Raw genomic sequence first — 24,662 nt, forward strand, 5'->3', positions numbered from 1 at the left:
CCCCATGTCTCTCGCCCTTGACCCCGCCGCTCAGGACCTGCTCTTCCGCGAGGCCCAGACCGCCAACACGTTCACGGACGAGCCGGTGGCCGACGAGCAGATCCAGGCCGTCTACGACCTGGTCAAGTTCGCCCCGACCGCCTTCAACCAGTCGCCGCTGCGCATCACGCTGGTGCGCTCGCAGGACGCGCGCAAGCGCCTGGTCAACCACGCCATGGGCGCCAACGGCCCCAAGACGCTGGCCGCCCCGCTGACCGTGATCCTCTCCGTGGACCTGGACTTCCACGAGAAGCTGCCGCGCCTCTTCCCGGCCCTCCCGGACATCAAGGACACGTACTTCTCCGAGCCGGCCGCCCGCGAGGCCGCCGGCACCCAGAACGCGACGCTGCAGGCCGGCTACTTCATCCTGGGCATCCGCGCGGCCGGCCTGGCCGCCGGCCCGATGACCGGCTTCGACTTCGCCGGCGTGGACAAGGAGTTCTTCGGCGACGGCAAGCAGAAGTCGTTCCTGGTGGTCAACGTGGGGAAGCCGGGCGCCGACGCCTTCTTCCCGCGCTCGCCGCGCCTGGAGTTCGCCGAGGCCGCCGCGACGGTCTGAGCCGCCGGACCGTTCAGCGCACGGCGCACGCCGTACGGCACACGGAGCCGCCGCCCCGGCAAGGGGGCGGCGGCTCCGCCCGTTCAGTCCTTCTTCGCGGCGTCGTCCTGCTTCGCGGCGTCGTCCTGCTTCGGCGCTTCGTCCTTCTTCGCGGCGTCGCCATCCTGCTTCACGGCGTCGCCGCCCTTCTCCGCCGTGTCGCCCTTCTTCGCTTCCAGGGACGCGGCCAGCTCCGCCAGCCGCCCGTACGGCGCGGTGCCCGTGACCACCGTGGTCACACCCTGCTCCTCGCGCACCAGGGCCCGGTAGCGCGCGCCCTTGTAACGGGACCACTTCGTGGCGCCGACGGCCTGCTTGCCGGGCACCTGCTGCGCGCCCAGCGTGACGTCCTTGATGAAGTCCTTCGCGGGGGCGTCGCTCTGCTCCAGCGCCGCGTACTCCCGCTCGGGGTCCAGGAAGCCCAGGTGCCAGGCGCCGCCCTTGCCGCCCTTGGTCGGCTTGTACGAGACCGAGGTGGCGCGCCAGCCCTCACCGAGCCCCTTGGGCTCGGCCACCGCGTACGGCACGGACCGCCGGACGGTCGCCAGCTCGATGCGGTAGTCGACCGTCTTGACGGCCTCGTCCTCGGCGGCCGTGGTGTCGTCGTGCGGGATGAAGAGATAGATGCCGCCGACGAGGGCGCCGATCACCGCCATCGACAGGACCATGTCCCGTACCGTCTGCTTGCCTCGCATACCTGCCACCCCCCTATGGTCCCCCATGGCCGCGCCCGGCCGGACGCGACCCCCGCGAGCCCGCGGCCTCCGTACGACCTCCGCCCGGTCCCCGTACGACCTCCGTACGGCCTCCGTAAGACCTCCGTCCGATCCCCGTACGCCTCTGCGGACGCCCTCGACGAGTCCGGATCTGCCCCTTTTGACGTTGCTCATGCGTGGGGCCCTCTGCTCATTTTCGCAACGTACCGATAAAGTCATAGCCACCCTCAACCCTCCGGCCGTCGCCGTACAGACAAGCCGTACAGACAAGCCGTACAGACTTGGCCGGCCGTCGCCGTACAGAAAGGTGCGCTCGATGACCGAGCATCATCTGCCGTCCCAGCTCGAAGTCAGCCCCGAGGCTCCCGACCGCAACCTGGCCCTGGAACTGGTCAGGGTGACCGAGGCCGGCGCCATGGCTTCGGGCCGCTGGGTCGGGCGTGGTGACAAGAACGGCGCGGACGGCGCGGCGGTCAGAGCCATGCGCGCGCTGATCCACACGGTCTCCATGAACGGTGTCGTGGTGATCGGGGAGGGCGAGAAGGACAACGCCCCGATGCTCTACAACGGCGAGCGGGTGGGCGACGGGACCGGCCCCGAGTGCGACGTGGCCGTGGACCCGGTGGACGGCACCACCCTCACCGCCAAGGGCATGGGCAACGCCGTCTCCGTCCTGGCCGTCGCCGAGCGCGGCTCCATGTTCGACCCGTCCGCGGTCTTCTACATGGACAAGCTCGCCACCGGCCCCGAGGCCGCCGACTTCGTGGACATCACCGCCCCGGTCGCGGTGAACATCCGCCGGATCGCCAAGGCGAAGAAGTCCTCCGTCGAGGACGTCACCGTGGTCATCCTGGACCGCCCCCGCCACGACAGCCTGGTCAAGGAGGTACGGGAGGCCGGGGCGCGCATCAAGTTCATCTCCGACGGCGATGTGGCCGGCGCGATCATGGCGGCCCGCGAGGGCACCGGCGTGGACCTGCTGCTGGGCATCGGCGGTACGCCCGAGGGCATCATCGCGGCCTGTGCGCTCAAGTGCCTGGGCGGCACCCTCCAGGCCAAGCTGTGGCCCAAGAACGACGAGGAGCGGCAGCGCGCCATCGACGCCGGGCACGACCTGGACCAGGTGCTCCAGACCGACGACCTGGTCCGCGGCGACAACGTCTTCTTCGTCGCCACCGGCATCACCGACGGCGAACTGCTGCGGGGTGTGCGCTACCGCGCCGAGACCGCCACCACCTCCTCGCTGGTGATGCGCTCCAAGTCCGGCACCATCCGCCAGATCGACTCCGAGCACCGCCTCTCCAAGCTGCGCGCCTACAGCTCGGTGGACTTCGAGCGCCCGAGCTGATCCCGGCGGTCCCGCCTGCCCTTCGGACGGGACCGGACACGGCAGTGCGGGCCGGACACGGCAGTACGGGCCGGGGCCCCGCCGGCGGATCGGCGGGGCCCCGGCCCGTACGCACCTCACAAACAAACCCGGCGCCCGGAGGCGTCCGGAGGGCCGCCGGTCAGCCGGCGGCGGGCAACTGTGCCGAGCGCTGGAGCTCGCCCTCACGCCGCCGGCGGCGGGCCAGCACCACCCGGCGCTCGGCCGCGGTCAGCCCGCCCCACACCCCGTAGGGCTCCGGCTGCAGCAAGGCGTGCTCCCGGCATTCGATCATCACCGGGCAGCGGGCGCAGACCCGCTTGGCGGCCTCCTCCCGCGCCAGCCGCGCGGCCGTTGGTTCCTTGGACGGCGCGAAGAACAGCCCCGCTTCATCACGTCGGCACACCGCCTCCGCATGCCAGGGCCCGGCCTCTTCGCGCGAGTGAACTCGCGCAGGCGGCACAACTGCGGCGTTCTGCAAAGGCTGATGCGGTAGCAGCACGGTCTACTCCTGACGACGGCTTCGGCGAAAGAGTCACCCTTGCCCGTCTCGCTGCGCACGACTTTTCGCACCCCGCAGCCGTACGAGAGACGATGCACCAGCCCTACCCGCTGTACGCGTGCTTATGCACACGGTTGCCACCGATGCGGAAGTGAAGGCCCCGAGCCGCCGCCGGCCCCTGGACTCAGCCGTCCAGGCGCTTGCGCAAAGGGTCCGGCGGCAGCGGCTCGGAGGGCCGTCCCGCCAGGCGGTTCAGCAGATCGCCGACCCATTTGCCGCGCTTGGGCTTGGCCTCCACGCTGCCGAGGGCGGCGAAGCCGTTGACCGTGACCTCCGGGGCGTCCGCGTCCTGCGACTCGTTGGTCCGTACCTCGAAGGCGCCGAGGACGCCGGAGCCGTTGCTGTGCAGGGTGACGTTCTCCGGCACCCGTATCTCCACGCTGCCGAAGATGGCGGTGGCGTTGATGTGAACCTGCCGCTGCTCGAAGATCGCTTCGGAGAGGTCGATGTCCACGCTGCCGAAGACGGCCACGGCGTTGATGCGCGCGGGCACCCGCCAGCGGCCCTTGCGGTACGAGGCGCTGAAGACCGCGACCAGCGACTGGGCGGCCCGCGGTTCGCCGTGTGCGGGTGCGTACGCGGCGGTCGCGGGCGCCGGCCGGGCGGCACCCGCCGCCACGGGCAGGTCCCGGACCAACGGCTCCAGTTCACCCAGCGTCTTGGCCCGGTAGACCCCGTCGATGCGCTCGGCGTGTTCCCCGGCGTCCAGCCGGCCCTGCGCCAGCGCCTCGCGCAGGATCTCCGCGACCCGGTCCCGGTCCGCGTCCGAGGCACGGATCTCCCCCTCGGCCACCGCCGGTGACGCCCCGGTCTTCGCCCCCACCGGGCGCGCGGGCTGCTGGTCTCGCTTGTCGAGCGACGATTCATCCACGGACCCAGCGTACCGAAACGCGATAGATCGCGACTAGGGGGCGCAGCGCCCGCGTGACCCCCGTACAGGGTCCGTGAGGCACGCCCCCGTACCCAGTCCGTGAAGCACGACCCCCGTACACGGTCCGTGAGGGAGGAGTGGGAAGGCCGTGACTGAGCCTTACCTCACAGCCTCGACCGCCCGCCAGGGTTCTACGCTGTTCAGGCGCTGCCGAAGATGTCAGCCGAAAGTCACCGCCGAGTGAGGAATGGCCCCCTGATGCCGGAATTCGCCTATACCGACCTGCTGCCCTTGGGCGAGGACAACACCCCGTACCGCCTGGTCACTTCGGAGGGTGTGAGCACCTTCGAGGCCGACGGCCGTACGTTCCTCAAGGTCGAGCCCGAGGCACTGCGCAAGCTGGCCGCCGAGGCGATGCACGACATCTCGCACTACCTGCGCCCGGCCCACCTCGCCCAGCTCCGCCGCATCCTGGACGACCCCGAAGCCTCCGCCAACGACCGCTTCGTCGCCCTGGACCTGCTGAAGAACGCGAACATCGCGGCGGCCGGCGTGCTGCCGATGTGCCAGGACACCGGTACGGCCATCGTCATGGGCAAGCGCGGGCAGAACGTGCTGACCGAAGGCGGTGACGAGGAGGCCCTCTCGCGCGGCATCTACGACGCCTACACCCAGCTCAACCTGCGCTACTCCCAGATGGCCCCGCTGACCATGTGGGAGGAGAAGAACACCGGCAGCAACCTCCCGGCGCAGATCGAGCTGTACGCCACCGACGGCGACGCGTACAAGTTCCTGTTCATGGCCAAGGGCGGTGGCAGCGCCAACAAGTCCTTCCTCTTCCAGGAGACCAAGGCGGTCCTGAACGAGGCGTCCATGATGAAGTTCCTGGAGCAGAAGATCCGCTCCCTGGGAACGGCCGCCTGCCCGCCGTACCACCTGGCGATCGTCGTCGGCGGCACCAGCGCCGAGTACGCCCTGAAGACCGCGAAGTACGCCTCCGCGCACTACCTGGACGAGCTGCCCGCCGAGGGCTCCCCCACCGGCCACGGCTTCCGGGACAAGGAGCTGGAGGAGAAGGTCTTCGAGCTGACGCAGAAGATCGGCATCGGCGCGCAGTTCGGCGGCAAGTACTTCTGCCACGACGTACGCGTGGTCCGGCTGCCCCGGCACGGCGCGTCCTGCCCGGTCGCCATCGCCGTCTCCTGCTCCGCCGACCGCCAGGCCGTCGCGAAGATCACCGCCGAGGGCGTCTTCCTGGAGCAGCTTGAGACCGACCCGGCCCGCTTCCTGCCGGACACCACCGACGACCAGCTCACCGAGGGCGCCGGCCCCGACCTGGACGCCGTACGCATCGACCTGAACCGTCCGATGGAGGACATCCTCGCCGAGCTGACCCGGCACCCGGTCAAGACCCGGCTCTCCCTGACCGGCACGCTGGTCGTCGCCCGCGACATCGCCCACGCGAAGATCAAGGAGCGGCTGGACGCGGGCGAGGGCATGCCGCAGTACCTCAAGGACCACCCGGTCTACTACGCGGGCCCGGCCAAGACCCCCGAGGGCTACGCCTCCGGCTCCTTCGGCCCGACGACGGCCGGCCGGATGGACGCCTACGTCGAGCAGTTCCAGGCGGCCGGCGGCTCGAAGATCATGCTGGCCAAGGGCAACCGCTCGCAGCAGGTCACCGATGCCTGCAAGGCGCACGGCGGCTTCTACCTCGGCTCCATCGGCGGCCCGGCCGCCCGCCTGGCGCAGGACTGCATCAAGAAGGTCGAGGTCCTCGAATACGAGGAGCTGGGCATGGAGGCGGTCTGGAAGATCGAGGTCGAGGACTTCCCCGCCTTCATCGTCGTCGACGACAAGGGGAACGACTTCTTCCAGGATCCCGCGCCGGCTCCGACGTTCACCAGCATTCCCGTCCGCTCCGCCTGACGGGCGGCGCCGTCCGCTCCGCCTGACGGGCGAACGATTCCGGCCCGACGGGCGAACCCTTTCGGTGCCCGGGAACAGAAACGGTTTCCCGGGCACTGAGAGGAGTATGAGCGAGAACGGCGAATTCAGGATCGAGCACGACTCGATGGGTGAGGTGCGCGTCCCCGCGCACGCCAAGTGGCGGGCGCAGACGCAGCGGGCGGTGGAGAACTTCCCGGTCTCCGGTCAGCGGCTGGAGCGTGCGCACATCGAGGCGCTGGCCCGGATCAAGGCCGCCGCGGCGAAGGTGAACGCCGAGCTCGGGGTGCTGGACAAGGACGTGGCGGAGGCGATCGGGCAGGCCGCCGCCGAGGTGGCCGAGGGCCGCTGGGACGAGCACTTTCCCGTCGACGTCTTCCAGACCGGCTCCGGCACCTCCTCCAACATGAACACCAACGAGGTCATCGCGACGCTGGCCACCGAGCGCCTGGGCCGGGACGTCCACCCCAACGACCACGTCAACGCCAGCCAGTCCTCCAACGACGTCTTCCCCTCCTCGATCCACATCGCGGCGACGGCGGCCGTCACCGGCGATCTGATTCCGGCCCTGGAGCACCTGGCGGGGGCGCTGGAGCGCAAGGCCGAGGAGTTCTCCGAGGTCGTCAAGTCCGGCCGTACCCACCTGATGGACGCCACCCCCGTCACCCTGGGGCAGGAGTTCGGCGGGTACGCGGCGCAGATCCGGTACGGCGTCGAGCGGCTGCGGGCCTCGCTGCCGCGGCTGGCCGAACTGCCGCTGGGCGGTACGGCCGTCGGTACGGGCATCAACACCCCGCCCGGCTTCTCGGCCGCGGTGATCGCCGAAGTGGCCCGTACGACGGGGCTGCCGCTGACCGAGGCCCGTAACCACTTCGAGGCGCAGGGCGCGCGCGACGGCATCGTGGAGACCAGCGGGCAGTTGCGGACCGTCGCGGTCGGGCTGACGAAGATCGCCAACGATCTGCGCTGGATGGCCTCCGGCCCGCGCACGGGACTCGCCGAGATCAACCTGCCCGACCTCCAGCCCGGCTCGTCCATCATGCCGGGGAAGGTCAACCCGGTCGTCCCCGAGGCCGTGCTGATGGTCGCGGCGCAGGTCATGGGCAATGACGCGACGGTGGCGGCGGCGGGCGCCGCGGGCAACTTCGAGCTGAACGTGATGCTGCCGGTCATCGCCAAGAACGTGCTGGAGTCGGTGCGGCTGCTGGCCAACGTCTCGCGGCTGCTGGCGGACCGTACGGTCGACGGCATCACCGCCAACGCCGAGCGGGCCCGCGAGTACGCCGAGTCCTCCCCCTCGGTGGTCACCCCGCTCAACAAGTACATCGGTTACGAGGAGGCGGCCAAGGTCGCCAAGAAGTCCCTGGCCGAGCGCAAGACGATCCGCGAGGTGGTCATCGCCTCCGGCTACGTCGAGCGGGGCCTGCTGACCGAGCGGCAGCTCGACGAGGCCCTCGACGTGCTGCGTATGACGCATCCGTGACGGTGGGTGCGGCTCACGTCACGGCGTGGGCCGCACCGCCCCTCTAGGATCTGCGCATGACAGCGGACATCGTGGAGACGACGGAGGGCGGCCCGGCCGGCGAGGACGGCGCGGGACGTCCCGCGCGCTGGGAGCCGGGGGACCACATCCTGTGGCGCTATCGCGACAACGCCTCGGAGCGCATCCACATCTGCCGTCCGGTGACCGTCGTCCAGGACACCGACGAGCTGCTGGCGGTGTGGATGGCGCCCGGCACCACCTGCGTCAAGCCGGTGCTCGCCGACGGGACGCCGGTGCACCGCGAGCCGCTGTCCACCCGCTACACCAGGCCGCGGCGCACCGTACGCGACCGCTGGTTCGGCGCCGGGGTGCTGAAGCTGGCCCGGCCGGGCGACCCGTGGTCGGTGTGGCTGTTCTGGGAGAACGGCTGGAACTTCAAGAACTGGTACGTCAATCTTGAGGAGCCGCGCCGCCGTTGGGCCGGTGGCGTGGACTCCCAGGACCATTTTCTGGACATCTGCGTCTATCCCGACCGGCGTTGGGAGTGGCGGGACGAGGACGAGTTCGCGCAGGCGCAGCGGGACGGGCTGATGTCCCCGGCGCAGGCCGCGGACGTACGGGAGGCGGGGCGCACGGCCCTCGCGCACATCCGGGCGTGGGGCGAGCCGTTCGGGGCGGGCTGGGAGGACTGGCGGCCCGATCCGGCCTGGGGCGTGCCCCCGCTCCCCGCTGGCTGGGACGCGGTGGTCACCGGTGGGCAGCGGTGAACAGGCGGGGCGGGTGACCCGTCGGGAGACGGGGTGTCAAGGGGCGCGCCCGGGGCCCGGGTCCGTCGCGCGTGACGCGGGATGCCGGTGTGAGCCCCCTTGATGCGCCCCTGGTCGTCAAACGTAGGATCGTCCTCCACAAGACTGCGCAGACGTCACTTCACGAGCCCCGCGGCCGGGTCCCCGGCGGCGGGCCCGCGGAGCCGGGGAAGCCCGGACGGACGCAGCACGACTTCAGAGCTGGGAAGAGACATTGACCGCGGTCGCAGGAGGGGCGAGGTCGTGAGCGTTGACAGGTGCGGCGGCTACGAGGGGCCGAGCCGGTTAGGGACGGGCCGGCCCGGTCGGGGGAAGGCGTTCGACACGGCCGGCCGGGCAGAGGCGTTCGGCGCGATCAGCCGGGCCGAGCCGTTCGGCGCGAGCGGTGACCGGTACGGTGGCGCCTTCCCGCGCGCGGGAGGACGGCCCGGCGGGCCGGGCCCCCGTGGCGCCGTGGCCGCCCGTTTCCCGCTGCCGGTGCCGCACCGCCAAGAGCGCCCCTCCGCCCGGCGGGTGCCGGACGGACTGCTGTGGCCCAAGGGGCGGCTGGCACCGTCCATGGTCGGGGACGGCCCGGCCGGCATGCCGATTCCGTTCCCGGGCAACACGATCCGGGTATCGGGTTACCTGCGGGACGACTTGCGCGAGGTTGTGCGCGACGCGGGTTTCGAAGTCACCGGGGAGGACTCGTATGCGTATGCCCCGGCGAGTACGGACGTACCACCCGAGATCCAGCTCTTTCTGCACCTGCGACGCGCTTGAGACGCAGCGCGCCAGGCGCGCGGCCCCGGACGGATGGAATCCCACGCGTGACGGAGCACCCGACCTCCCACGAATCGCGGCAGGCACGCCCGCCTGCCGCGCCCTCGGCGACCCCGCCGGGGGGTCTGCCCGGGACGGCGCCCCTGGGCGCGGTCCCCGAACCCCGCGGTCCCCTGCCACGGCCGGCCGGCGGGCCCGGCGGCGTTTCCGGAACGGCCCCTTCCGTGTCCGGTGACCCGTTGGGTACGCCGGCTGGGCCGCCCGTGTCTCCCGTCTCCCCTGCTGCCCCTGCGGCTCCTGTGTCTCCTGCGGCCCCCGTGACTCCGTACGCCGATGGCTCCCCGCACACCGGCGGCCACCCACGTACCGGCGGTGCCGCCCCGGCCCGTCCGGCCTCACCGGGCGCCGCGGCCGGCCGGGCCGACGACGAGACCGCCGCGGGACACCTGGAGCGCGGGACGGCACGCGGCGGCAAGGGCCGGCCCGGTTCCGGCGCGCACGGCACCGGGACGACCGGCTCCGACAAGCGCGGTACGAGGACGTCAGACACCGGGACGTCCGGCACCGGGCAGCTCGGTGCCGCCCTGCACGGCGCGCAGGACCGGTCGCCCGAGCCGGGGCCGGTGCCCGAGCCGCCGGCCGAGCCCGGCGCGGGCTCCGGACCGCGACCGGGCGCGGGCTCCGGACCGCGGCCGGGCACGGGCGGTATCGGCCGCCCCCGCGACGGCGGCCGGCCCCGGCCGCACAGCGCCCGCCCGACGGGCCCGGCGGACCCGCCGGACTCCACGGCCCGCTCGGCGCACCCCGCGCCACCGGCCGACCCCGCCGCGGCACAGATGGCCGCGGCCCGGCAGGCGAGCGGGGACCGGCTGCGCTTCATCGGGGCCGCGACCCGCCGGATCGCCCGCGGCATCGACCTGGACGAGATCGTGCTGGGGCTGTGCCGGGCGACGGTTCCCACGTTCGCGGACGCAATCCTGGTGTATCTGCGCGACCCGCTGCCGGTGGGTGACGAACGGCCCACGGGCCCGGTGGTGCTGCGGCTGCGCCGTACCGACCGGATTCCCGAGGAGGCCGACACCAACGGCGGGCGGCTGCCGGGCCTGCCCGCGCAGCCGGACCTGGGCGGGACGATGGGCGGCAGCGCCGCCGAGCTGGCCGAGGTGCGGCCGGGCGGCCCGCTGGCCGAGGTGCTGCGCGGCGTACGGCCGCTGTTCGGCGAGGCACAGGCGGCGCTGGCGGCCCTGCCGGAGCTGCTGGGCCCGCACTCGCGCCTGCCGGACGGGCACCGGGCGATCCTCGCGCCGCTGCGCGGCCGGCGCCGGGTGATCGGTGCCGCGGTGTTCCTGCGCCGCCCGGACCGGCCGCCGTTCGAGGCGGACGACCTGCTGGTGGCGGCGCAGTTGGCGACCCATACGGCGCTGGGCGTGGACAAGGCGGTGCTCTACGGCCGCGAGGCGTACATCGCCGACGCGCTGCAGCGCACGATGCTGCCGGACTCGCTGCCGCAGCCCACCGGCGTACGGCTGGCCAGCCGCTATCTGCCGGCCGCCGAGACGGCCCGGGTGGGCGGCGACTGGTACGACGCGATCCCGCTGCCGGGCAGCCGGGTGGCGCTGGTGGTCGGCGACGTGATGGGGCATTCGATGACCTCGGCCGCGATCATGGGCCAGTTGCGTACCACCGCACAGACCCTGGCGGGCCTGGACCTGCCGCCGCAGGAGGTGCTCCACCATCTCGACGAGCAGGCGCAGCGGCTGGGCAGCGACCGCATGGCCACGTGCCTGTACGCGGTCTACGACCCGGTGGCACACCGCATCATCGTCGCCAACGCGGGCCATCCGCCGCCCGTGATGCTGCACCGCGGCGGCCGTGCCGAGGTGCTGCGGGTGCCACCGGGCGCGCCCATCGGCGTGGGCGGGGTGGACTTCGAGGCGGTCGAGCTGGACGCCCCGGCCGGCGCCACCCTCGTCCTGTATACGGACGGCCTGGTCGAGTCCCGTATCCGCGACGTGTGGACCGGGATCGAGCAGCTCCGCGAGCGGCTGACGGAGACGGCGCGGCTGACCGGGCCCAACCCGCCGCCGCTGGAGCCGCTGTGCGACGAGGTGCTGGACATGCTCGGGCCGGGCGACCGCGACGACGACATCGCACTGCTCGCCGCCCGCTTCGACGGGATCGCGCCGAGCGACGTGGCGTACTGGTACCTGGACCCCAAGGCGCAGACGGCCGGGCAGGCACGCCGGCTGGCCCGGCGGGCGCTGACGCGCTGGGGCCTGGAGGTCCTGACGGACCAACTGGAGCTGCTGGTCAGCGAGGTCGTCACCAACGCCGTGCGCTACGCGGAGCGGCCGATCACGCTGCGGCTGCTGCGTACGGACGTGCTGCGCTGCGAGGTGGGTGACGACGTGCCGCAACTGCCACGGCTGCGTCAGGCCCGGCCGTCGGACGAGGGCGGTCGCGGCCTGTACCTGGTCAACCGGATGGCACGGCGGTGGGGCGCGACCCGGCTGAGCACGGGCAAGGTGGTGTGGTTCGAGCTGTCGATGCCGACGGCGGCACGGCGGCCCTGAGCGCGTGCGGGGGGGCGCGGTGGGCGCGCTCGGCGCCCGCGGTGCCTTTGCGGGCGGCCAACTCCCGTACCGAATCCGGAATTGGACGGTGTCCAACGGTTGCCGACGCGCCGTCGGCGGAGTTGACTGCTTGCATCGCAGCGGCTCGCGCACGGCGCCGGAGCCTGCCCGCTGGGGCCCTCGCCGTGGGCCGACCACCCCAGGTGAACGGGAGGAGCTATCCCATGTCCAGCTCCGCGCACGAGATTCCGCACACGACCAACAACGCCGGCATTCCGGTGGAGAGCGACGAGCATTCGCTCACCGTGGGGCCGGACGGTCCGATCCTGCTCCAGGACCACTACCTGATCGAGAAGATGGCCCAGTTCAACCGCGAGCGGGTGCCCGAGCGGGTGGTGCACGCCAAGGGCAGTGGCGCGTACGGCTTCTTCGAGGTGACCAACGACGTCGGCCAGTTCACCAAGGCGTCGGTCTTCCAGCCCGGACGGCGCACCGAGATGCTGGCCCGCTTCTCGACGGTGGCGGGCGAGCAGGGCTCCCCCGACACCTGGCGCGACCCGCGTGGCTTCGCCCTGAAGTTCTACACCGAGCATGGCAATTACGACCTGGTGGGCAACAACACCCCTGTCTTCTTCGTCCGCGACCCGAGCAAGTTCCAGGACTTCATCCGTTCGCAGAAGCGACGCCCGGACAGCGCGGTGCGCGATCACGACATGCAGTGGGACTTCTGGACGCTCTCCCCCGAGTCGGCCCACATGGTCACCTGGCTGATGGGTGACCGCGGCATTCCCCGGACCTACCGCCACATGAACGGCTACGGCTCCCACACGTACATGTGGATCAACGGGGGCGGGGAGCGGTTCTGGGTCAAGTACCACATCAAGACCGACCAGGGCATCGACTTCCTCACCCAGGAGGACGCGGACCGGCTCGCGGGCGAGGACGGCGATCTGCACCGCCGGGACCTGCACGACTCCATCGCGGCCGGTGACGCCCCGTCCTGGACGATGTACGTACAGGTGATGCCCTTCGAGGACGCGGCGGACTACCGCTTCAACCCGTTCGACCTGACCAAGGTGTGGCCGCACGGCGACTACCCGCTGATCGAGGTCGGCCGGATGACGCTGGACAAGAACCCCGAGGACTTCTTCGTCCACATCGAGCAGGCGGCCTTCGAGCCGTCCAACATGGTGCCGGGCATCGGTCCGTCGCCGGACAAGATGCTGCTGGGCCGCCTCTTCTCCTACCCCGACACCCACCGATACCGCATCGGCCCCAACTACGCGCAGCTCCCGCCCAACCGGCCGCGCGCAGCGGTCCACTCGTACGCCAAGGACGGACCGATGCGCTACGAGCCGTCCCGGGCCGCGGCGGTCTACGCCCCCAACTCCTACGGCGGTCCCGCGGCCGACGTGCGCACCTTCGGCCAGTCCTTCGGCGAGCCGGCGGGCTGGGCGGCGGCCGGCGAGATGGTGCGCGAGGCGTACCGGCCGCGGCGCGAGGACGACGACTGGACGCAGCCGGGGACGATGGTGCGCCAGGTGCTGGACGACGCGGCCCGTGAGCGGCTGGTCGGCAATGTGGCGGGCCATCTCCTGAAGGGCGTCAGCCGGCCGGTCCTGGAGCGGGCCTTCCAGTACTGGCGCAACGTCGACAAGGGGATCGGCGACCGGATCGCCACCCGGGTCAACGGCGGCTGACTTCCCGGGCGGCCCGTCGGGCGCACAACGGCGGCGGCCCCGCCCCCGTACGCCGCTGGTCATCCAGCGGACGTACGGGGGCGGGGCCGTCCTGTGCCGTACTGCCGTACGGAGCGGCGGGCCGCACCGTCACGCGCGGCTATTGATCGGGGCCTCCGGGCCCTCCGATCTGCCCGTCGGTCCCACCGTCACCGTTGTCACCGGTCTGCCCGTCCGGCGGCGTGTGCGGCGGCGAGGACGGCGGTGTGCGCGTCGGCGTCGGCTTGTTCGAGGTGTGCGTCGGCGGCGTCGGCGGCTTGGTCGTCGCGGGCTTGGACGGGGTGTTCGTCGGCGGCTTGGTCGACGAGGGCGGCGGCGTGGTCGGCGCCGTCGCCGTGTGGCTCGGCGGCGCGACGGGCGGTGCGCTCACCCCGGGGTCGAGGCTGGTGTCCAGGTCGAACTTGGCGTCGGTGTCCTTGCCCAGCGCGTTGCCGGTGTACTCGGCCCAGACCCGGGCCGGGTAGGAACCGCCGTTGACGCGTCCGTTGCCGCCGGTGCCCTTGAGGGTCACCTGGCTGCCCTGCTTGATCTTGCCCTCGGTCTTGGCGGCCTCACCGAACATGCCGACCGCGGTGACGAGCCGGGGGGTGTACCCGACGAACCACGCCGACTTGTTGTCGTCGGAGGTGCCGGTCTTGCCCGCTGCCTGGTAGTCGGTGTTGCCGATGGCTTCCTTGGCGGTGCCGTCGTCGACCACACCGCGCAGCACGGAGGTGAGGGTGTCCGCGGTCTTCGGGCTCAGGACCGGATCACCGACCGGGTCGGGGAGTTCGTGATCCTTGTCCCTCTTGGTGGCCTTGATGACCAGCGCCGGTTCGACCTTCTTGCCGTGCGCGTCGAGGGTGGCGTAGACGCCTGCCATCTGGAGCGGGCTGGCGCCCATCGTGCCGAGCGTCATGGCGGGCTTGACGTCCATCTTGCTGCCGTCCATGCCCATGTCGACGGCGGTCTTCTTGACCTTGTCCAGGCCGACGTCCGCGCCCATCTGCGCGAAGACGGAGTTGACGGAGTTGTTCGTCGCCTGCTGGACGGTGATCCGGCCGTAGGTGTGCTCGTCCTCGTTGGGCGGCGCGAAGTAGATGGTGCCGCCCACGACCGGGCGCCGGTTGCGGCCGTCATAGATCGTGTGGGGCCTGATCGGGAGCCCCTCCTGGGTCTTGGACTGGTTCTCCAGGGCCGCGGCGAAGATCAGCGGCTTGAAGGTGGAGGCGGGCTGGTAGTCCGAGCGCAGCGCGTTGTTCACGTAGTGCTGGGTGTACCCGGCGCCGCCGTACATCGCCACGACGTGGCCGTTCTTGGGGTCCACCGATACGGCGCCGAGCTGGGCGTCGGCGTCCACCGGGCGGCTCTTGGGCTTCAGGTCGTCGGTGAGCTTGTTCTTGACGGCCTTCTCCAGCTCCTGCTGCTTGTGCCGGTCGATGCCGAGCGTGATGGTCCAGCCGCCGGCCGCGAGCTCCTTCTCGTCGACGCCCTTCTTGTACAGCTCCTCGTTGGCGGCCTTGATGAAGTAGCCGACCTGGCCCTTCAGTCCGGGCAGCGGCTTGGGGGCCTTCGGCTTCTGGAACTTCTCCGCCTGCCGCCGGGCGGGGTCCAGCCACTTCATCTCGACCATGTTGTTGAGCGTGTAGGCCCAGCGTTCCTGGACGCGCTTCTTGCCGGCCGGGCTGGCCTGCGCCCAGTCGTACTGGCTCGGGGCCTGGAGCAGCGAGGCGAGGTAGGCGCCCTGCGAGACGTTCAGCTTCTCGACGTCCACGCCGTAGTACGCGCGGGCCGCGGCCTGGATGCCGTAAGCGTTCCGGCCGTAGTAGCTGGTGTTGATGTAGCCCTCAAGGATCTTGTCCTTGTCGTACTTGTTGTCGACCTTGAGGGAGATCACGATCTCCTGGAGCTTGCGGCTGACCGTCTGCTCCTGGGTGAGGTAGTTGTTCTTGACGTACTGCTGGGTGATCGTCGAGCCACCCTGCTTGCCCTTGCCCAGGAGAGTGTTGAGGATGCCGCGCGCGGTGCCCATCAGGCTGATGCCGGAGTCCTGGTAGAAGGACTTGTTCTCGGCGGCGACGAAGGCGTGCTGGACGGGCTCGGGGACCTTCTTGATGTCGACCCACTCGCGGTTCATCTTGCCCGTGCGGGCCATGACGGTGCCGTCGGAGTACTTGTAGACGTTGCCCTGGGCGATCGCGTCCGCGTTGGCCTTGTCGGGGATGGGCACGTACAGGTACAGGCCGATGAAGGCCAGGATGCCCAGCAGGCACACCGAGAAGAAGTAGATCAGCAGCTTCTTCCAGGTGAAAAAGCGCCGTATGCCGCTTTTCTTCTGCTTCTTGGCACGGCGTGAGCGCGCCTGCTGCGCCCTTCTGACGTCCGCTCGGCCCATCGCTTCCGTAACTCCAGTCTTTCCGCCCCCAGTAACTCAGCTCACGAAGCTAACACCGCATCTGTCAGCAAATACTCATCGATCACGGCTTTTTCGTACGTGACAAAGAGCACTCGCATCCGAGGGAACCACCGGCCGGACTTGCGCAACCCTACCGGGCACCTCATAAACTGCTATCACTTTGCTAGATCTGTGGGATCACGCGGACAACGCGTCCCCACCGGCCCGACAGCCGTCACGACGGCGGGGCCTCGAACGGGAAACGGGGAATCACCATGACCGACCAGACACCGGCGGACGCGGCGGCGACCGGCCGCGCGGAACTCGGCGCCGACGCTCCCGACATGCCGTCGCCGCAGGTCAAAGAGGTCACTGCGCACAGCATCCCGGGCGGGCTCGGCCTGCTGCTGACGGTCCTGGGCGTCTTCCTGGGCATCGGCACCCTCGTCGGCGGCGGCCTCATCGGACACAACGGCAACAACGCGGTCGGCGTACCGCTGGCCGTACTGGGCGTCCTGATCCTCATCACCTCGCTCATCTGCATGGGCGGCGTGAAGATGGTCGCGCCGGGCGAGGCCCGGGTCATCCAGCTCTTCGGCCGGTACGTCGGCACGATCCGCCAGGACGGCCTGCGCTGGGTCAACCCGCTGACCAGCGCCTCCAAGATCTCCACCCGGGTGCGCAACCACGAGACGGCGGTACTGAAGGTCAACGACGCCTACGGCAACCCGATCGAGCTGGCGGCGATCGTGGTGTGGAAGGTCGAGGACACCGCGCAGGCGCTCTTCGAGGTGGACGACTTCCTGGAGTTCGTCGCCACCCAGACCGAGGCGGCCGTACGGCACATCGCGATCGAGTACCCCTACGACGCCCACGACGAGAACGCGCTCTCGCTGCGCGGCAACGCCGAGGAGATCACCGAGAAGCTGGCCGCCGAGCTGACCGCCCGGGTCCAGGCGGCGGGTGTACGGATCATCGAGTCCCGCTTCAGCCATCTCGCGTACGCTCCGGAGATCGCCTCGGCGATGCTCCAGCGCCAGCAGGCCGGCGCGGTCGTGGCGGCCCGCCAGCAGATCGTCGAGGGCGCGGTGGGCATGGTGGAGCAGGCCCTGGACCGCATCAGCGAGCAGGGCATCGTCGAACTGGACGAGGAGCGCAAGGCGGCCATGGTGAGCAATCTGATGGTGGTGCTGTGCGGTGACCGGGCGGCGCAGCCCGTCCTGAACACGGGCTCGCTCTACCAGTGAGCGACCAGGCTCCCAAGCGTCGGCCGCAGCAGCGCAGACAAGTGCTGCTGCGGCTCGATCCGCTGGTGCACGACGCGCTCGCGCGCTGGGCCGGGGATGAGCTGCGCAGCGCCAACGCGCAGATCGAGTTCCTGCTGCGCAAGGCGCTGTCGGACGCGGGCCGGCTGCCCCAGGGGACGGGCGCGCTGCCCCGCCGGGGCCGCCCGCCGAAGTCGGCACGGGATGCGGACGGGACCCAGGCGCCGGCGCCGTCGGACGAGCCGCGAGACGGCCCGGAGGACACTCCCGGTCGTACGTAGCTGCCGGTCGTACGTAACCGCCGGTCGCGCATGACTGCCGGTCGTGCGTGATCGGGACTCCCGGCCGTACGTGATCGGGCCCGGTCGCACACGGTCAGGCCCGGTCGTACGTAGTCAGGCTGGGCCGCGAGCCACCGCGACCCAGCAGCTATACACATCACGTATACACACCATGTAGAGTACGCGGCATGCCCATCGGACGTTCCCTGCCCGCATTCCCGGAGGCCCGCGTATGACCCCCGCCGGTTCCCTGCTGGAAGCCCGCTCGCTGCACAAGGCGTACGGCCCGACCCCCGCCCTGGACGGCGCGGACTTCTCCGTCCACCCCGGCGAGGTCGTCGCCGTCATGGGCCCCTCCGGCTCCGGCAAGTCGACCCTGCTGCACTGCCTGGCCGGCATCGTCCGGCCCGACTCCGGCACGGTCCGCTACGAGCACCGCGAGCTGACGGAAATGAGCGACGCCGAGCGCAGCGCCCTGCGCCGTACCGACTTCGGCTTCGTCTTCCAGTTCGGCCAGCTCGTCCCCGAACTGACCTGCCTGGAGAACGTCGCCCTGCCGCTGCGCCTGAACGGCGTCAAGCGCAAGGAGGCCGAGGCGCGCTCGCTGGAGTGGCTGGAGCGCCTGGAGGTGGGCCCGGTCAAGGACAAGCGCCCCGGCGAGGTCTCCGGCGGCCAGGGCCAGCGGGTCGCGGTCGCCCGCGCGCTGGCCGGCCGGCCGCGCGTGATCTTCGCCGACGAGCCCACCGGCGCACTGGACTCCCTCAACGGCGAGCGCGTCATGAGCCTGCTGACCGACGCCGCGCGCGGCACCAACGCCGCCGTGGTCCTGGTCACCCACGAGCCCCGGGTCGCCGCCTACTCCGACCGCGAGATCGTCGTCCGCGACGGCGTGGCGCGGGAAATGGCGGGCGCCGTATGACCGTCCTGCACGACCGGAGCGGCACCACGGGCCCCCAAGAGCACCCCGGCCGGCCCAAGAAGGACAGCAAGGACAGCAAGGGCGGCAAGGGCAGCGGCAGAAACCGCGCCGGCCTCGCCATCTGGGCCCGCGACCTGGTCCTGGGCATGCGCTTCGCCGTCGGCAGCGGCCGGGAGGGCTGGGTCCGTACGATCCTGACCGCCGTCGGCGTCGGCCTCGGCGTGGCACTGCTGCTGGGCGCCACCTCCGTACCCAACCTCTCGCAGGCCCGCTCCGACCGCGCCGACGCCCGCGGCGGCGTGGTCGCCGACGATTCGGCGAAGCCCTCCGACAGCAGCGTCCTCCTCCAGCGGCTGGGCACCGTGTTCCGCGGCACCGACGTGGACGGCCTCCTGCTGCGCCCGGAGGGTGCCCGCCCGGTGCTGCCCCCGGCGTGGGCAAGATGCCCGGCCCCGGTGAGATGGTGGTCTCGCCCGCCCTCAAAGAGCTCCTGGAGTCGCCGGACGGCACGCTGCTGCACGACCGGTATCCGTACCGCGTGGTGGGCACCATCGGCGACGAGGGCCTGCTGCGCCCCGGCGAGGCCATGTTCTACGCGGGCAGCGGCAGCCTGACCCCCATGGACGGCGTCAGCCGCGTCACCGCGTTCGGGGAGAAGATCAACCGGCAGCCCATGGACCCCGTCCTGACGGCGCTGATCCTCGTGGGCTGTGTCGTCCTGCTGATGCCGGTGGCCATCTTCATCGCCACCGCCGTCCGCTTCGGCGGCGAGCGCCGTGACCGGCGGCTGGCCGCACTGCGCCTGGTGGGTGCCGACAACCACATGACGCGCCGGATCGCCGCCGGGGAGGCCCTGCTCGGCTCGCTCTTCGGGCTCGTCGTGGGCCTGGGGCTGTTCCTGTTCGGACGGCAGTTCATCGGCGTGATCGACATCAGCTCCCTCAGCGCCTTCCCCGCCGATCTGTCGCCGGACCCGGCCCTGGCCGCCCTGATCGCGGTGGCCGTCCCCGTTGCGGCCGTCGCCGTCACGCTCTTCGCGCTGCGCGGCATCGCCATCGAGCCGCTGGGCGTCGTCCGCGACACCGTGCCGCGGCGCCGCCGGATCTGGTGGCGGCTGCCGATCCCGCTCATCGGGCTGCTGGTGCTGGTGCTGTACGGCACCATCGACAACCGCGGCGGGATCCACGCGCTCCAGTTGGGCAGCGGTGCGGTACTGACGCTGCTGGGCCTGGCCATGCTGCTGCCGTGGCTGGTCGAGGCGGTCGTGGCGCGTTTCAAGGGCGGGCCGGTCCCCTGGCAGCTCGCCACCCGGCGGCTGCAGCTCAGCAGCGGCAGCGCGGCCCGCGCGGTCAGCGGCATCACCGTCGCCGTGGCCGGTGCCATCGCCCTGCAGATGATGTTCTCCGCCATCGGGACCGACTACGTCAAGGCCACCGGCGAGGACCCGTCCCGGGCACAGCTCAAGGTGATGCTGATGCATCAGCGCGGCACCGACGCGCAGGAAGTGATCGAGGAGTTCCGCGGCACCAAGGGCGTCAAGGGCGTCATCGCCACCACCCGGGCGCCCATCTGGTCCCCCGCGCCGCCTCGCAAGGGTGATGCGCTGCCTCCGAGCACCTCGCTCTCGGTCGGCACCTGCGCGACCCTGCGCGAGCTGGCCGTACCGGGCTCCTGCAAGGACGGGGACGCCTTCCTCATCGACGGCGGGCCGGAGTCGTACGTCGACGAGGAGCTTCCCAAGGTCGCGCGCCCAGGGGCCACGGTGCTCCTGAACGAGTTCGACGAGAACGGCAAGATGGCGGGCAGGCGCAGCTCGTGGACCGTCCCGGAGCGGCTGCACAAGATCGCCTCCCGCCCCGACCCGAACGGCGAGCACTTCGGCGGGCTCTTCGTCACCCCTGGCGCCATCGACGTCACCAAGCTGCCCAAACCGGTGATCGACGTGATGGTGCGGCTGGACCCGGCCGTCCCGGACGCCGCCGAGTACGCCCGCAACGCCGCGGCCCGCATCGACGTGGGGGCCATGGTCTTCCGGCTCTCCTCGACGGAGGACGACCCGCGCTTCGCGGGCGTCCGCAACGGCCTGATGGCCGCTTCCCTGGCGACCATGACGCTGATCGCGGCCAGCATGCTGGTCACCACGCTGGAGCAGTTGCGCGAACGCCGCCGGCTGCTGTCGGTCCTGGTGGCCTTCGGCACCCGCCGCGCCACCCTGGCCTGGTCGGTGCTGTGGCAGACCGCCGTCCCCATCGCCCTGGGTCTGGCGGTCGCCGTGGCGGGCGGGCTCGGGCTGGGCCGGGTGCTGCTGAGGCTGGTGGGCAAGAGCGAGATCGACTGGTCGGTGATCTGGCCGCTGCCGCTGGCCGGAGCCGGGCTGGTCGTGCTCGTCACCCTGCTCAGCCTGCCGCCGCTGTGGCGCATGATGCGCCCGGACGGGCTGCGTACGGAGTGAGCGGCGCGCCGCCGGTACCCGCCGGTTCCGGGGTGCCGGCGGCGCTCCCCAGGCGGCACTCTCCGGGTGCCGGCGGCACTCCTTGGCCCGTATCCGACGACACTCTCTATACAACCGGTGTATACACCATGGCTGTACCCAGAGCGTAAGGTGGACGGCATGTCAATCGGTCATACGCTGCTGGGCCTCCTGGAGTCCGGCCCCCGCCATGGCTACGACCTCAAGCGGGCCTTCGACGAGCACTTCGGTCATGACCGCCCGCTGCACTACGGGCAGGTCTACTCGACCATGTCCCGGCTGCTGAAGAACGGTCTGGTCGAGGTGGACGGCGTGGAGGCGGGCGCCGGCCCCGAGCGCAAGCGCTACGCCATCACCGACGCCGGCGTCACCGACGTCGCACAGTGGCTGGCCCGGCCCGAGAAACCCGAGCCCTACCTTCAGTCGACGCTCTACACCAAGGTGGTGCTCGCCTTGATGACCGACCGCAACGCCGCCGAACTGCTGGACACCCAGCGCACGGAGCACCTGAGGCTGATGCGCGGCCTGACCGAGCGCAAGCGCAAGGGCGACCTCGCCGACCAGTTGATCTGCGACCACGCCCTCTTCCACCTCGAAGCCGACCTCAGATGGCTGGAGCTGACCGCCGCGCGCCTGGACAGGCTCGCCGAGGCGGTCGGCTCATGACGCCCGAGGGCTCGCTGCTGGTCGCGAAGTCCCTGCGCAAGGCGTACGGCCCGACCCCCGCCCTGGACGGCGCGGACTTCTCCGTCCACCCCGGCGAGGTGGTGGCGGTGCTCGGCCCGTCCGGCTCCGGCAAGTCCACGCTGCTGCACTGCCTGGCCGGCATCGTCCGGCCCGACTCCGGCACGGTCCGCTACGCCGACCGCGAGCTGACGGAAATGAGCGACGCCGAGCGCAGCGCCCTGCGCCGTACCGACTTCGGCTTCGTCTTCCAGTTCGGCCAGCTCGTCCCCGAACTGACCTGCCTGGAGAACGTGGCCCTGCCGCTGCGTCTGAACGGCGTCAAGCGGCGGCCCGCGCAGGCCACGGCCCGGGAGTGGCTGGAGCGCCTGGAGATCGAGGACGTGGCGGGCCAGCGCCCCGGCGAGGTCTCCGGCGGCCAGGGCCAGCGGGTCGCGGTCGCCCGCGCGCTGGCCGGCCGGCCGCGCGTGGTCTTCGCCGACGAGCCCACCGGCGCACTGGACTCCCTGAACGGCGAGCGCGTCATGAGCCTGCTGACCGACGCCGCGCGGGAGCACAACACCGCCGTGGTCCTGGTCACCCACGAGTCGCGGGTCGCCGCCTACTCCGACCGCGAGATCGTCGTCCGCGACGGCAAGGTCAAGGACATGCTGGGGGGCTTCGTATGACCGTCACCGGTGCGTCTGCATGTCCCTGTGCACGTCCCTGTGCATGTCCCTGATCGGCCCATCGGCATGACCCTCACCGACGAACGCGCCGGGCGCGGGCGCGGCACACCGGCCGGCCCGCGCGGGAAACCTACGATCGCGGCCGTGCCCCTTTCCGCTCCCACCGGCCCGGCGGCCTGGGCCCGCGACCTGGCCCTGGGCATGCGCTTCGCCGTCAGCGGCGGCCGGGAGGGCTGGATCCGTACGGCCCTGACGACGGTCGGCGTGGGCCTGGGCGTCGCCGTCCTGCTGCTGGGCGCCTCGGTGCCCTCCCTCCTGGACGCCTGGCACGGCCGGGAGAAGGCACGCGAGAACCTCGGCCAGGCCCACCCGCCGCGCCCGGCCGACGACACTCTGCTGTACGCCTCCGCCGACACCACCTTCAAAGGCCAGTGGATCCGCGGCCGGCTCGTACGGCCCGACGGAGCCCACCCGCCCGCCCCGCCGGGCGTCAAAACCCTCCCCGGGCCCGGCCGGATGTATGTCTCTCCCCAGCTCAAGAGCCTGCTGGAGGCCCCCGGCGGCAAGCTGCTGCGGGAGCGGCTGCCCTACCGTGTGGTGGGCACGATCCAGGACTCCGGGCTGCTCGGCCCGCGCGAGCTGACCTACCTGGCGGGCAGCGACCGTCTCCACAAGGGCGACGCCTACCGCATCGACCACTTCGGCAAGAACTACTCCCGCCCCCCGCTGCGCCCCGAGATCGTACTGCTCGTGATCATGACGTGTGTGGCGCTGCTGACGCCCGTCATGGTCTTCATCGGCACGTCCGTACGGTTGGGGGGCGAGCGCCGCGAGCACCGGCTGGCCGCGCTGCGGCTGGTGGGCGCCGACGTGCGCACGACCCGCCGGATCGCGGCGGGCGAGGCGCTGTCCGGCTCGCTGCTCGGGCTGCTGGCCGGGGCCGGGCTGTTCCTGGGCGGGCGGCAGCTCGCCTCGGTCGTCACCCTGTGGGGCGTCAACGTCTTCCCCTCCGACGTACTGCCGGCCCCGGGCCCGGCGGCCCTGGTCGCCGTGGTGGTGCCGGCGCTCTCCGTCCTGGTGACCCTCCTCGCGCAGCGCGGGGTCACGGTCGAGCCGCTGGGCGTGGTCCGTGACCGGCCTTCCGTCCGGCGCCGTCTGTGGTGGCGCCTGGCGGTGCCCGCGGCGGGCGTCGCCCTGCTGCTGGCGGCGGCCGGGGGGCACGACCGGCGCGACAGCCCGTGGACCACCACCGTGGTCGCGGTCGGCGCGATGCTGCTGCTGCTCGGCGTCACCGCGCTGCTGCCGTGGCTGGTCGAGGCGGTCGTGGGGCGGCTGCGCGGCGGCCCGGTGCCCTGGCAGCTCGCCGTCCGCCGCCTCCAGCTCAGCAGCGGCGCCGCCACCCGCGCGGTCAGCGGCATCACCGTCGCCGTCGCCGGGGCCATCGCGGTCCATATGCTCTTCACCGGCATGCAGGGCGGCTTCGCCGCCGCGTACGCCAAGTCCGGTGCCCGGCCGGTGCTGGAGCTGAGAGGGCACACCGGGAGCTGGCAGGAGATCCCGCAGGCACTGCGGCTGCTGCGTGACACCGAGGGTGTACGGGAGGCGCACGGCACCGCCATCGCGATGGCCTCGCGCGCCGGTGACCGGGGCCGCCACGACGAGGGCGCGGGCGGGCGCGTGGTGGAGACCGTCCTGATCACCGTCGGCGACTGCCGGGAGCTGTCGCAACTGGCCGCCCTGGGCTCCTGCGCCGACGGCGACATCTTCCTCACGGACAATCTGCGCGGGGACCCGGTCGCCCGGCCGGGGGCCCGGCTCAACCTCGACCCGCCGGAGGTCTACGGGCCGCCGGGCCCCGAGCGGCCCTGGACGCTGCCCGCCTCGGCCCGTTTCGTAGCGGGCAAGAAGACGGGGTCGCGCGGCTACGTCCCGCACAGCATCCTGGCGACCCCCGCCGCGCTGGATGTCTCCCGACTGCGCGAGGCGGACATGGAGCTGTCGGTGACCTTCGACCGCGCCGTGCCCGACGTCGTCGAACGCATCCGCAACACCGCGGCCCGCATCAGCCCGACGCTGAATGAGATGTCCTCCGTCGACAACCCGCACGACCAGCAGTACAACGGCCTGCGCACCGGTCTGTTCGTCGGCGCCGTGATCACCCTGGGCCTCATCGGCGCGGGGCTGGTCATCTCCACCGTCGAACAGCTCCGCGAGCGCCGGCGGCTGCTGTCGGTGCTGAACGCGTTCGGCACCCGCCACGCCACCCTGGGCTGGTCGATCCTGTGGCAGACCGCCGTCCCCGTCGTCCTGGGCCTGTCCTTGGCACTCGCCGTCGGCCTGGGGCTGGGGGCACTGCTGCTGACGATCACCGAGAGCGGCTTCGTGGTGGACTGGCCGGTGGTGGCGGGCATGACCGGCCTCGGTGCCGGGGTGATCCTGCTGGTGACGGCGCTGAGCCTGCCACCGCTGTGGCGGATGATGCGGCCGGACGGCCTGCGAACGGAGTGAGACACCGTGCCGACTTCCGGGTTCGTCCCTG

Annotated in this window: 18 protein-coding genes and 2 pseudogenes; 16 read left to right on the forward strand and 4 right to left on the reverse strand. The window is 71.7% G+C overall.

From position 1 onward, the window contains the following. The first annotated feature begins 4 nt into the window (after positions 1-4). Positions 5-598 carry a malonic semialdehyde reductase gene (locus KGS77_RS11860; RefSeq protein WP_242580846.1) on the forward strand — a complete coding sequence of 198 codons (594 nt, stop codon included), beginning with the start codon at positions 5-7 and terminating at the stop codon, positions 596-598. A 200-nt stretch (positions 599-798) separates the two neighbouring features. Here the strand turns inward: KGS77_RS11860 and KGS77_RS11865 are convergent. Beyond that, positions 799-1,332, reverse strand: a pseudogene (locus KGS77_RS11865) (DUF4245 domain-containing protein); the annotation flags it as partial. A 337-nt stretch (positions 1,333-1,669) separates the two neighbouring features. On the opposite strand from KGS77_RS11865, the gene glpX reads away from it, so the two are divergent. Beyond that, a complete protein-coding gene (gene glpX / locus KGS77_RS11870; RefSeq protein WP_242580849.1) occupies positions 1,670-2,701 on the forward strand; it encodes a class II fructose-bisphosphatase in 1,032 nt (343 codons plus the stop codon). Positions 2,702-2,861: 160 nt separating this feature from the next. On the opposite strand, the gene KGS77_RS11875 is transcribed toward glpX, so the two are convergent. Together KGS77_RS11875 and KGS77_RS11880 are read right to left on the reverse strand one after the other, a co-directional pair. Next, positions 2,862-3,221 (reverse strand): WhiB family transcriptional regulator, encoded by a 360-nt coding sequence (locus KGS77_RS11875; protein WP_242580851.1) that lies wholly within the window; start codon positions 3,219-3,221, stop codon positions 2,862-2,864. A gap of 184 nt (positions 3,222-3,405) precedes the next feature. After that, the gene (locus KGS77_RS11880; protein ID WP_242587426.1) at positions 3,406-4,104 is read right to left on the reverse strand and encodes a DUF1707 domain-containing protein; all 699 of its coding nucleotides are present in this window, start codon (positions 4,102-4,104) and stop codon (positions 3,406-3,408) included. A gap of 306 nt (positions 4,105-4,410) precedes the next feature. On the opposite strand from KGS77_RS11880, the gene KGS77_RS11885 reads away from it, so the two are divergent. From KGS77_RS11885 to KGS77_RS11910, 6 genes and pseudogenes are all read left to right on the forward strand, one after another. Further along, on the forward strand, positions 4,411-6,081 hold the full coding sequence (locus KGS77_RS11885) for a fumarate hydratase (RefSeq protein WP_242580852.1): 1,671 nt from the start codon (positions 4,411-4,413) through the stop codon (positions 6,079-6,081). Positions 6,082-6,187: 106 nt separating this feature from the next. Next, the gene (locus tag KGS77_RS11890) at positions 6,188-7,582 is read left to right on the forward strand and encodes a class II fumarate hydratase (protein ID WP_242580853.1); all 1,395 of its coding nucleotides are present in this window, start codon (positions 6,188-6,190) and stop codon (positions 7,580-7,582) included. 56 nt (positions 7,583-7,638) lie between these two features. Beyond that, positions 7,639-8,349 (forward strand): DUF402 domain-containing protein, encoded by a 711-nt coding sequence (locus KGS77_RS11895; protein ID WP_242580854.1) that lies wholly within the window; start codon positions 7,639-7,641, stop codon positions 8,347-8,349. Positions 8,350-8,973: 624 nt separating this feature from the next. Beyond that, a pseudogene (locus tag KGS77_RS11900) lies at positions 8,974-9,150 on the forward strand (SAM-dependent methyltransferase); the annotation flags it as partial. A 317-nt stretch (positions 9,151-9,467) separates the two neighbouring features. Beyond that, on the forward strand, positions 9,468-11,723 hold the full coding sequence (locus tag KGS77_RS11905) for a SpoIIE family protein phosphatase (protein WP_347404472.1): 2,256 nt from the start codon (positions 9,468-9,470) through the stop codon (positions 11,721-11,723). 224 nt (positions 11,724-11,947) lie between these two features. After that, positions 11,948-13,423 carry a catalase gene (locus tag KGS77_RS11910; RefSeq protein ID WP_242580857.1) on the forward strand — a complete coding sequence of 492 codons (1,476 nt, stop codon included), beginning with the start codon at positions 11,948-11,950 and terminating at the stop codon, positions 13,421-13,423. Between the two features lie 139 nt (positions 13,424-13,562). Here KGS77_RS11910 and KGS77_RS11915 read toward each other — a convergent pair whose 3' ends face one another. Continuing rightward, positions 13,563-15,836: a transglycosylase domain-containing protein gene (locus tag KGS77_RS11915; RefSeq protein WP_242580859.1), complete on the reverse strand. Its 2,274-nt coding sequence runs from the start codon at positions 15,834-15,836 to the stop codon at positions 13,563-13,565. A gap of 275 nt (positions 15,837-16,111) precedes the next feature. Here KGS77_RS11915 and KGS77_RS11920 point away from each other — a divergent pair, with 275 nt between their 5' ends. From KGS77_RS11920 to KGS77_RS11950, 8 genes are all read left to right on the forward strand, one after another. Next, a complete protein-coding gene (locus tag KGS77_RS11920) occupies positions 16,112-17,083 on the forward strand; it encodes an SPFH domain-containing protein (protein ID WP_242580862.1) in 972 nt (323 codons plus the stop codon). Then, positions 17,080-17,382, forward strand: a complete 303-nt coding sequence (locus KGS77_RS11925; protein ID WP_242580864.1) for a hypothetical protein — start codon at positions 17,080-17,082, stop codon at positions 17,380-17,382. Before KGS77_RS11920 ends, KGS77_RS11925 begins: the two co-directional genes overlap by 4 nt. Before the next feature lie 232 nt (positions 17,383-17,614). After that, positions 17,615-18,301 carry an ABC transporter ATP-binding protein gene (locus tag KGS77_RS11930; RefSeq protein ID WP_242580866.1) on the forward strand — a complete coding sequence of 229 codons (687 nt, stop codon included), beginning with the start codon at positions 17,615-17,617 and terminating at the stop codon, positions 18,299-18,301. Next, the gene (locus tag KGS77_RS34965; RefSeq protein WP_347404473.1) at positions 18,298-18,915 is read left to right on the forward strand and encodes a hypothetical protein; all 618 of its coding nucleotides are present in this window, start codon (positions 18,298-18,300) and stop codon (positions 18,913-18,915) included. The genes KGS77_RS11930 and KGS77_RS34965 overlap by 4 nt, the downstream gene beginning before the upstream one ends. A 110-nt stretch (positions 18,916-19,025) precedes the next feature. Continuing rightward, entirely contained in the window at positions 19,026-20,753 is a 1,728-nt protein-coding gene (locus tag KGS77_RS11935) for an FtsX-like permease family protein (RefSeq protein WP_347404581.1), read from the forward strand. A gap of 159 nt (positions 20,754-20,912) precedes the next feature. Then, the gene (locus KGS77_RS11940; protein WP_242580868.1) at positions 20,913-21,437 is read left to right on the forward strand and encodes a PadR family transcriptional regulator; all 525 of its coding nucleotides are present in this window, start codon (positions 20,913-20,915) and stop codon (positions 21,435-21,437) included. Then, positions 21,434-22,123, forward strand: coding sequence for an ABC transporter ATP-binding protein (locus KGS77_RS11945; RefSeq protein WP_242580870.1), 690 nt, complete (start codon positions 21,434-21,436; stop codon positions 22,121-22,123). Before KGS77_RS11940 ends, KGS77_RS11945 begins: the two co-directional genes overlap by 4 nt. 201 nt (positions 22,124-22,324) lie before the next feature. After that, positions 22,325-24,631, forward strand: coding sequence for an FtsX-like permease family protein (locus tag KGS77_RS11950; RefSeq protein WP_242587427.1), 2,307 nt, complete (start codon positions 22,325-22,327; stop codon positions 24,629-24,631). Positions 24,632-24,662: the final 31 nt, after the last annotated feature.

Source organism: Streptomyces sp. MST-110588, from assembly GCF_022695595.1.
Lineage (GTDB): Bacteria > Actinomycetota > Actinomycetes > Streptomycetales > Streptomycetaceae > Streptomyces.

Bases quoted from the DNA above. Each gene is read 5' to 3' on its own strand.
- KGS77_RS11860 (WP_242580846.1), top strand. From the start codon at position 5: ATGTCTCTCGCCCTTGACCCCGCCGCTCAGGACCTGCTCTTCCGCGAG.
- glpX (WP_242580849.1), top strand. From the start codon at position 1,670: ATGACCGAGCATCATCTGCCGTCCCAGCTCGAAGTCAGCCCCGAGGCT.
- KGS77_RS11885 (WP_242580852.1), top strand. From the start codon at position 4,411: ATGCCGGAATTCGCCTATACCGACCTGCTGCCCTTGGGCGAGGACAAC.
- KGS77_RS11890 (WP_242580853.1), top strand. From the start codon at position 6,188: ATGAGCGAGAACGGCGAATTCAGGATCGAGCACGACTCGATGGGTGAG.
- KGS77_RS11895 (WP_242580854.1), top strand. From the start codon at position 7,639: ATGACAGCGGACATCGTGGAGACGACGGAGGGCGGCCCGGCCGGCGAG.
- KGS77_RS11910 (WP_242580857.1), top strand. From the start codon at position 11,948: ATGTCCAGCTCCGCGCACGAGATTCCGCACACGACCAACAACGCCGGC.
- KGS77_RS11915 (WP_242580859.1), bottom strand. From the start codon at position 15,836: ATGGGCCGAGCGGACGTCAGAAGGGCGCAGCAGGCGCGCTCACGCCGT.
- KGS77_RS11920 (WP_242580862.1), top strand. From the start codon at position 16,112: ATGACCGACCAGACACCGGCGGACGCGGCGGCGACCGGCCGCGCGGAA.
- KGS77_RS11930 (WP_242580866.1), top strand. From the start codon at position 17,615: ATGACCCCCGCCGGTTCCCTGCTGGAAGCCCGCTCGCTGCACAAGGCG.
- KGS77_RS34965 (WP_347404473.1), top strand. From the start codon at position 18,298: ATGACCGTCCTGCACGACCGGAGCGGCACCACGGGCCCCCAAGAGCAC.
- KGS77_RS11935 (WP_347404581.1), top strand. From the start codon at position 19,026: ATGCCGGTGGCCATCTTCATCGCCACCGCCGTCCGCTTCGGCGGCGAG.
- KGS77_RS11940 (WP_242580868.1), top strand. From the start codon at position 20,913: ATGTCAATCGGTCATACGCTGCTGGGCCTCCTGGAGTCCGGCCCCCGC.
- KGS77_RS11945 (WP_242580870.1), top strand. From the start codon at position 21,434: ATGACGCCCGAGGGCTCGCTGCTGGTCGCGAAGTCCCTGCGCAAGGCG.
- KGS77_RS11950 (WP_242587427.1), top strand. From the start codon at position 22,325: ATGCGCTTCGCCGTCAGCGGCGGCCGGGAGGGCTGGATCCGTACGGCC.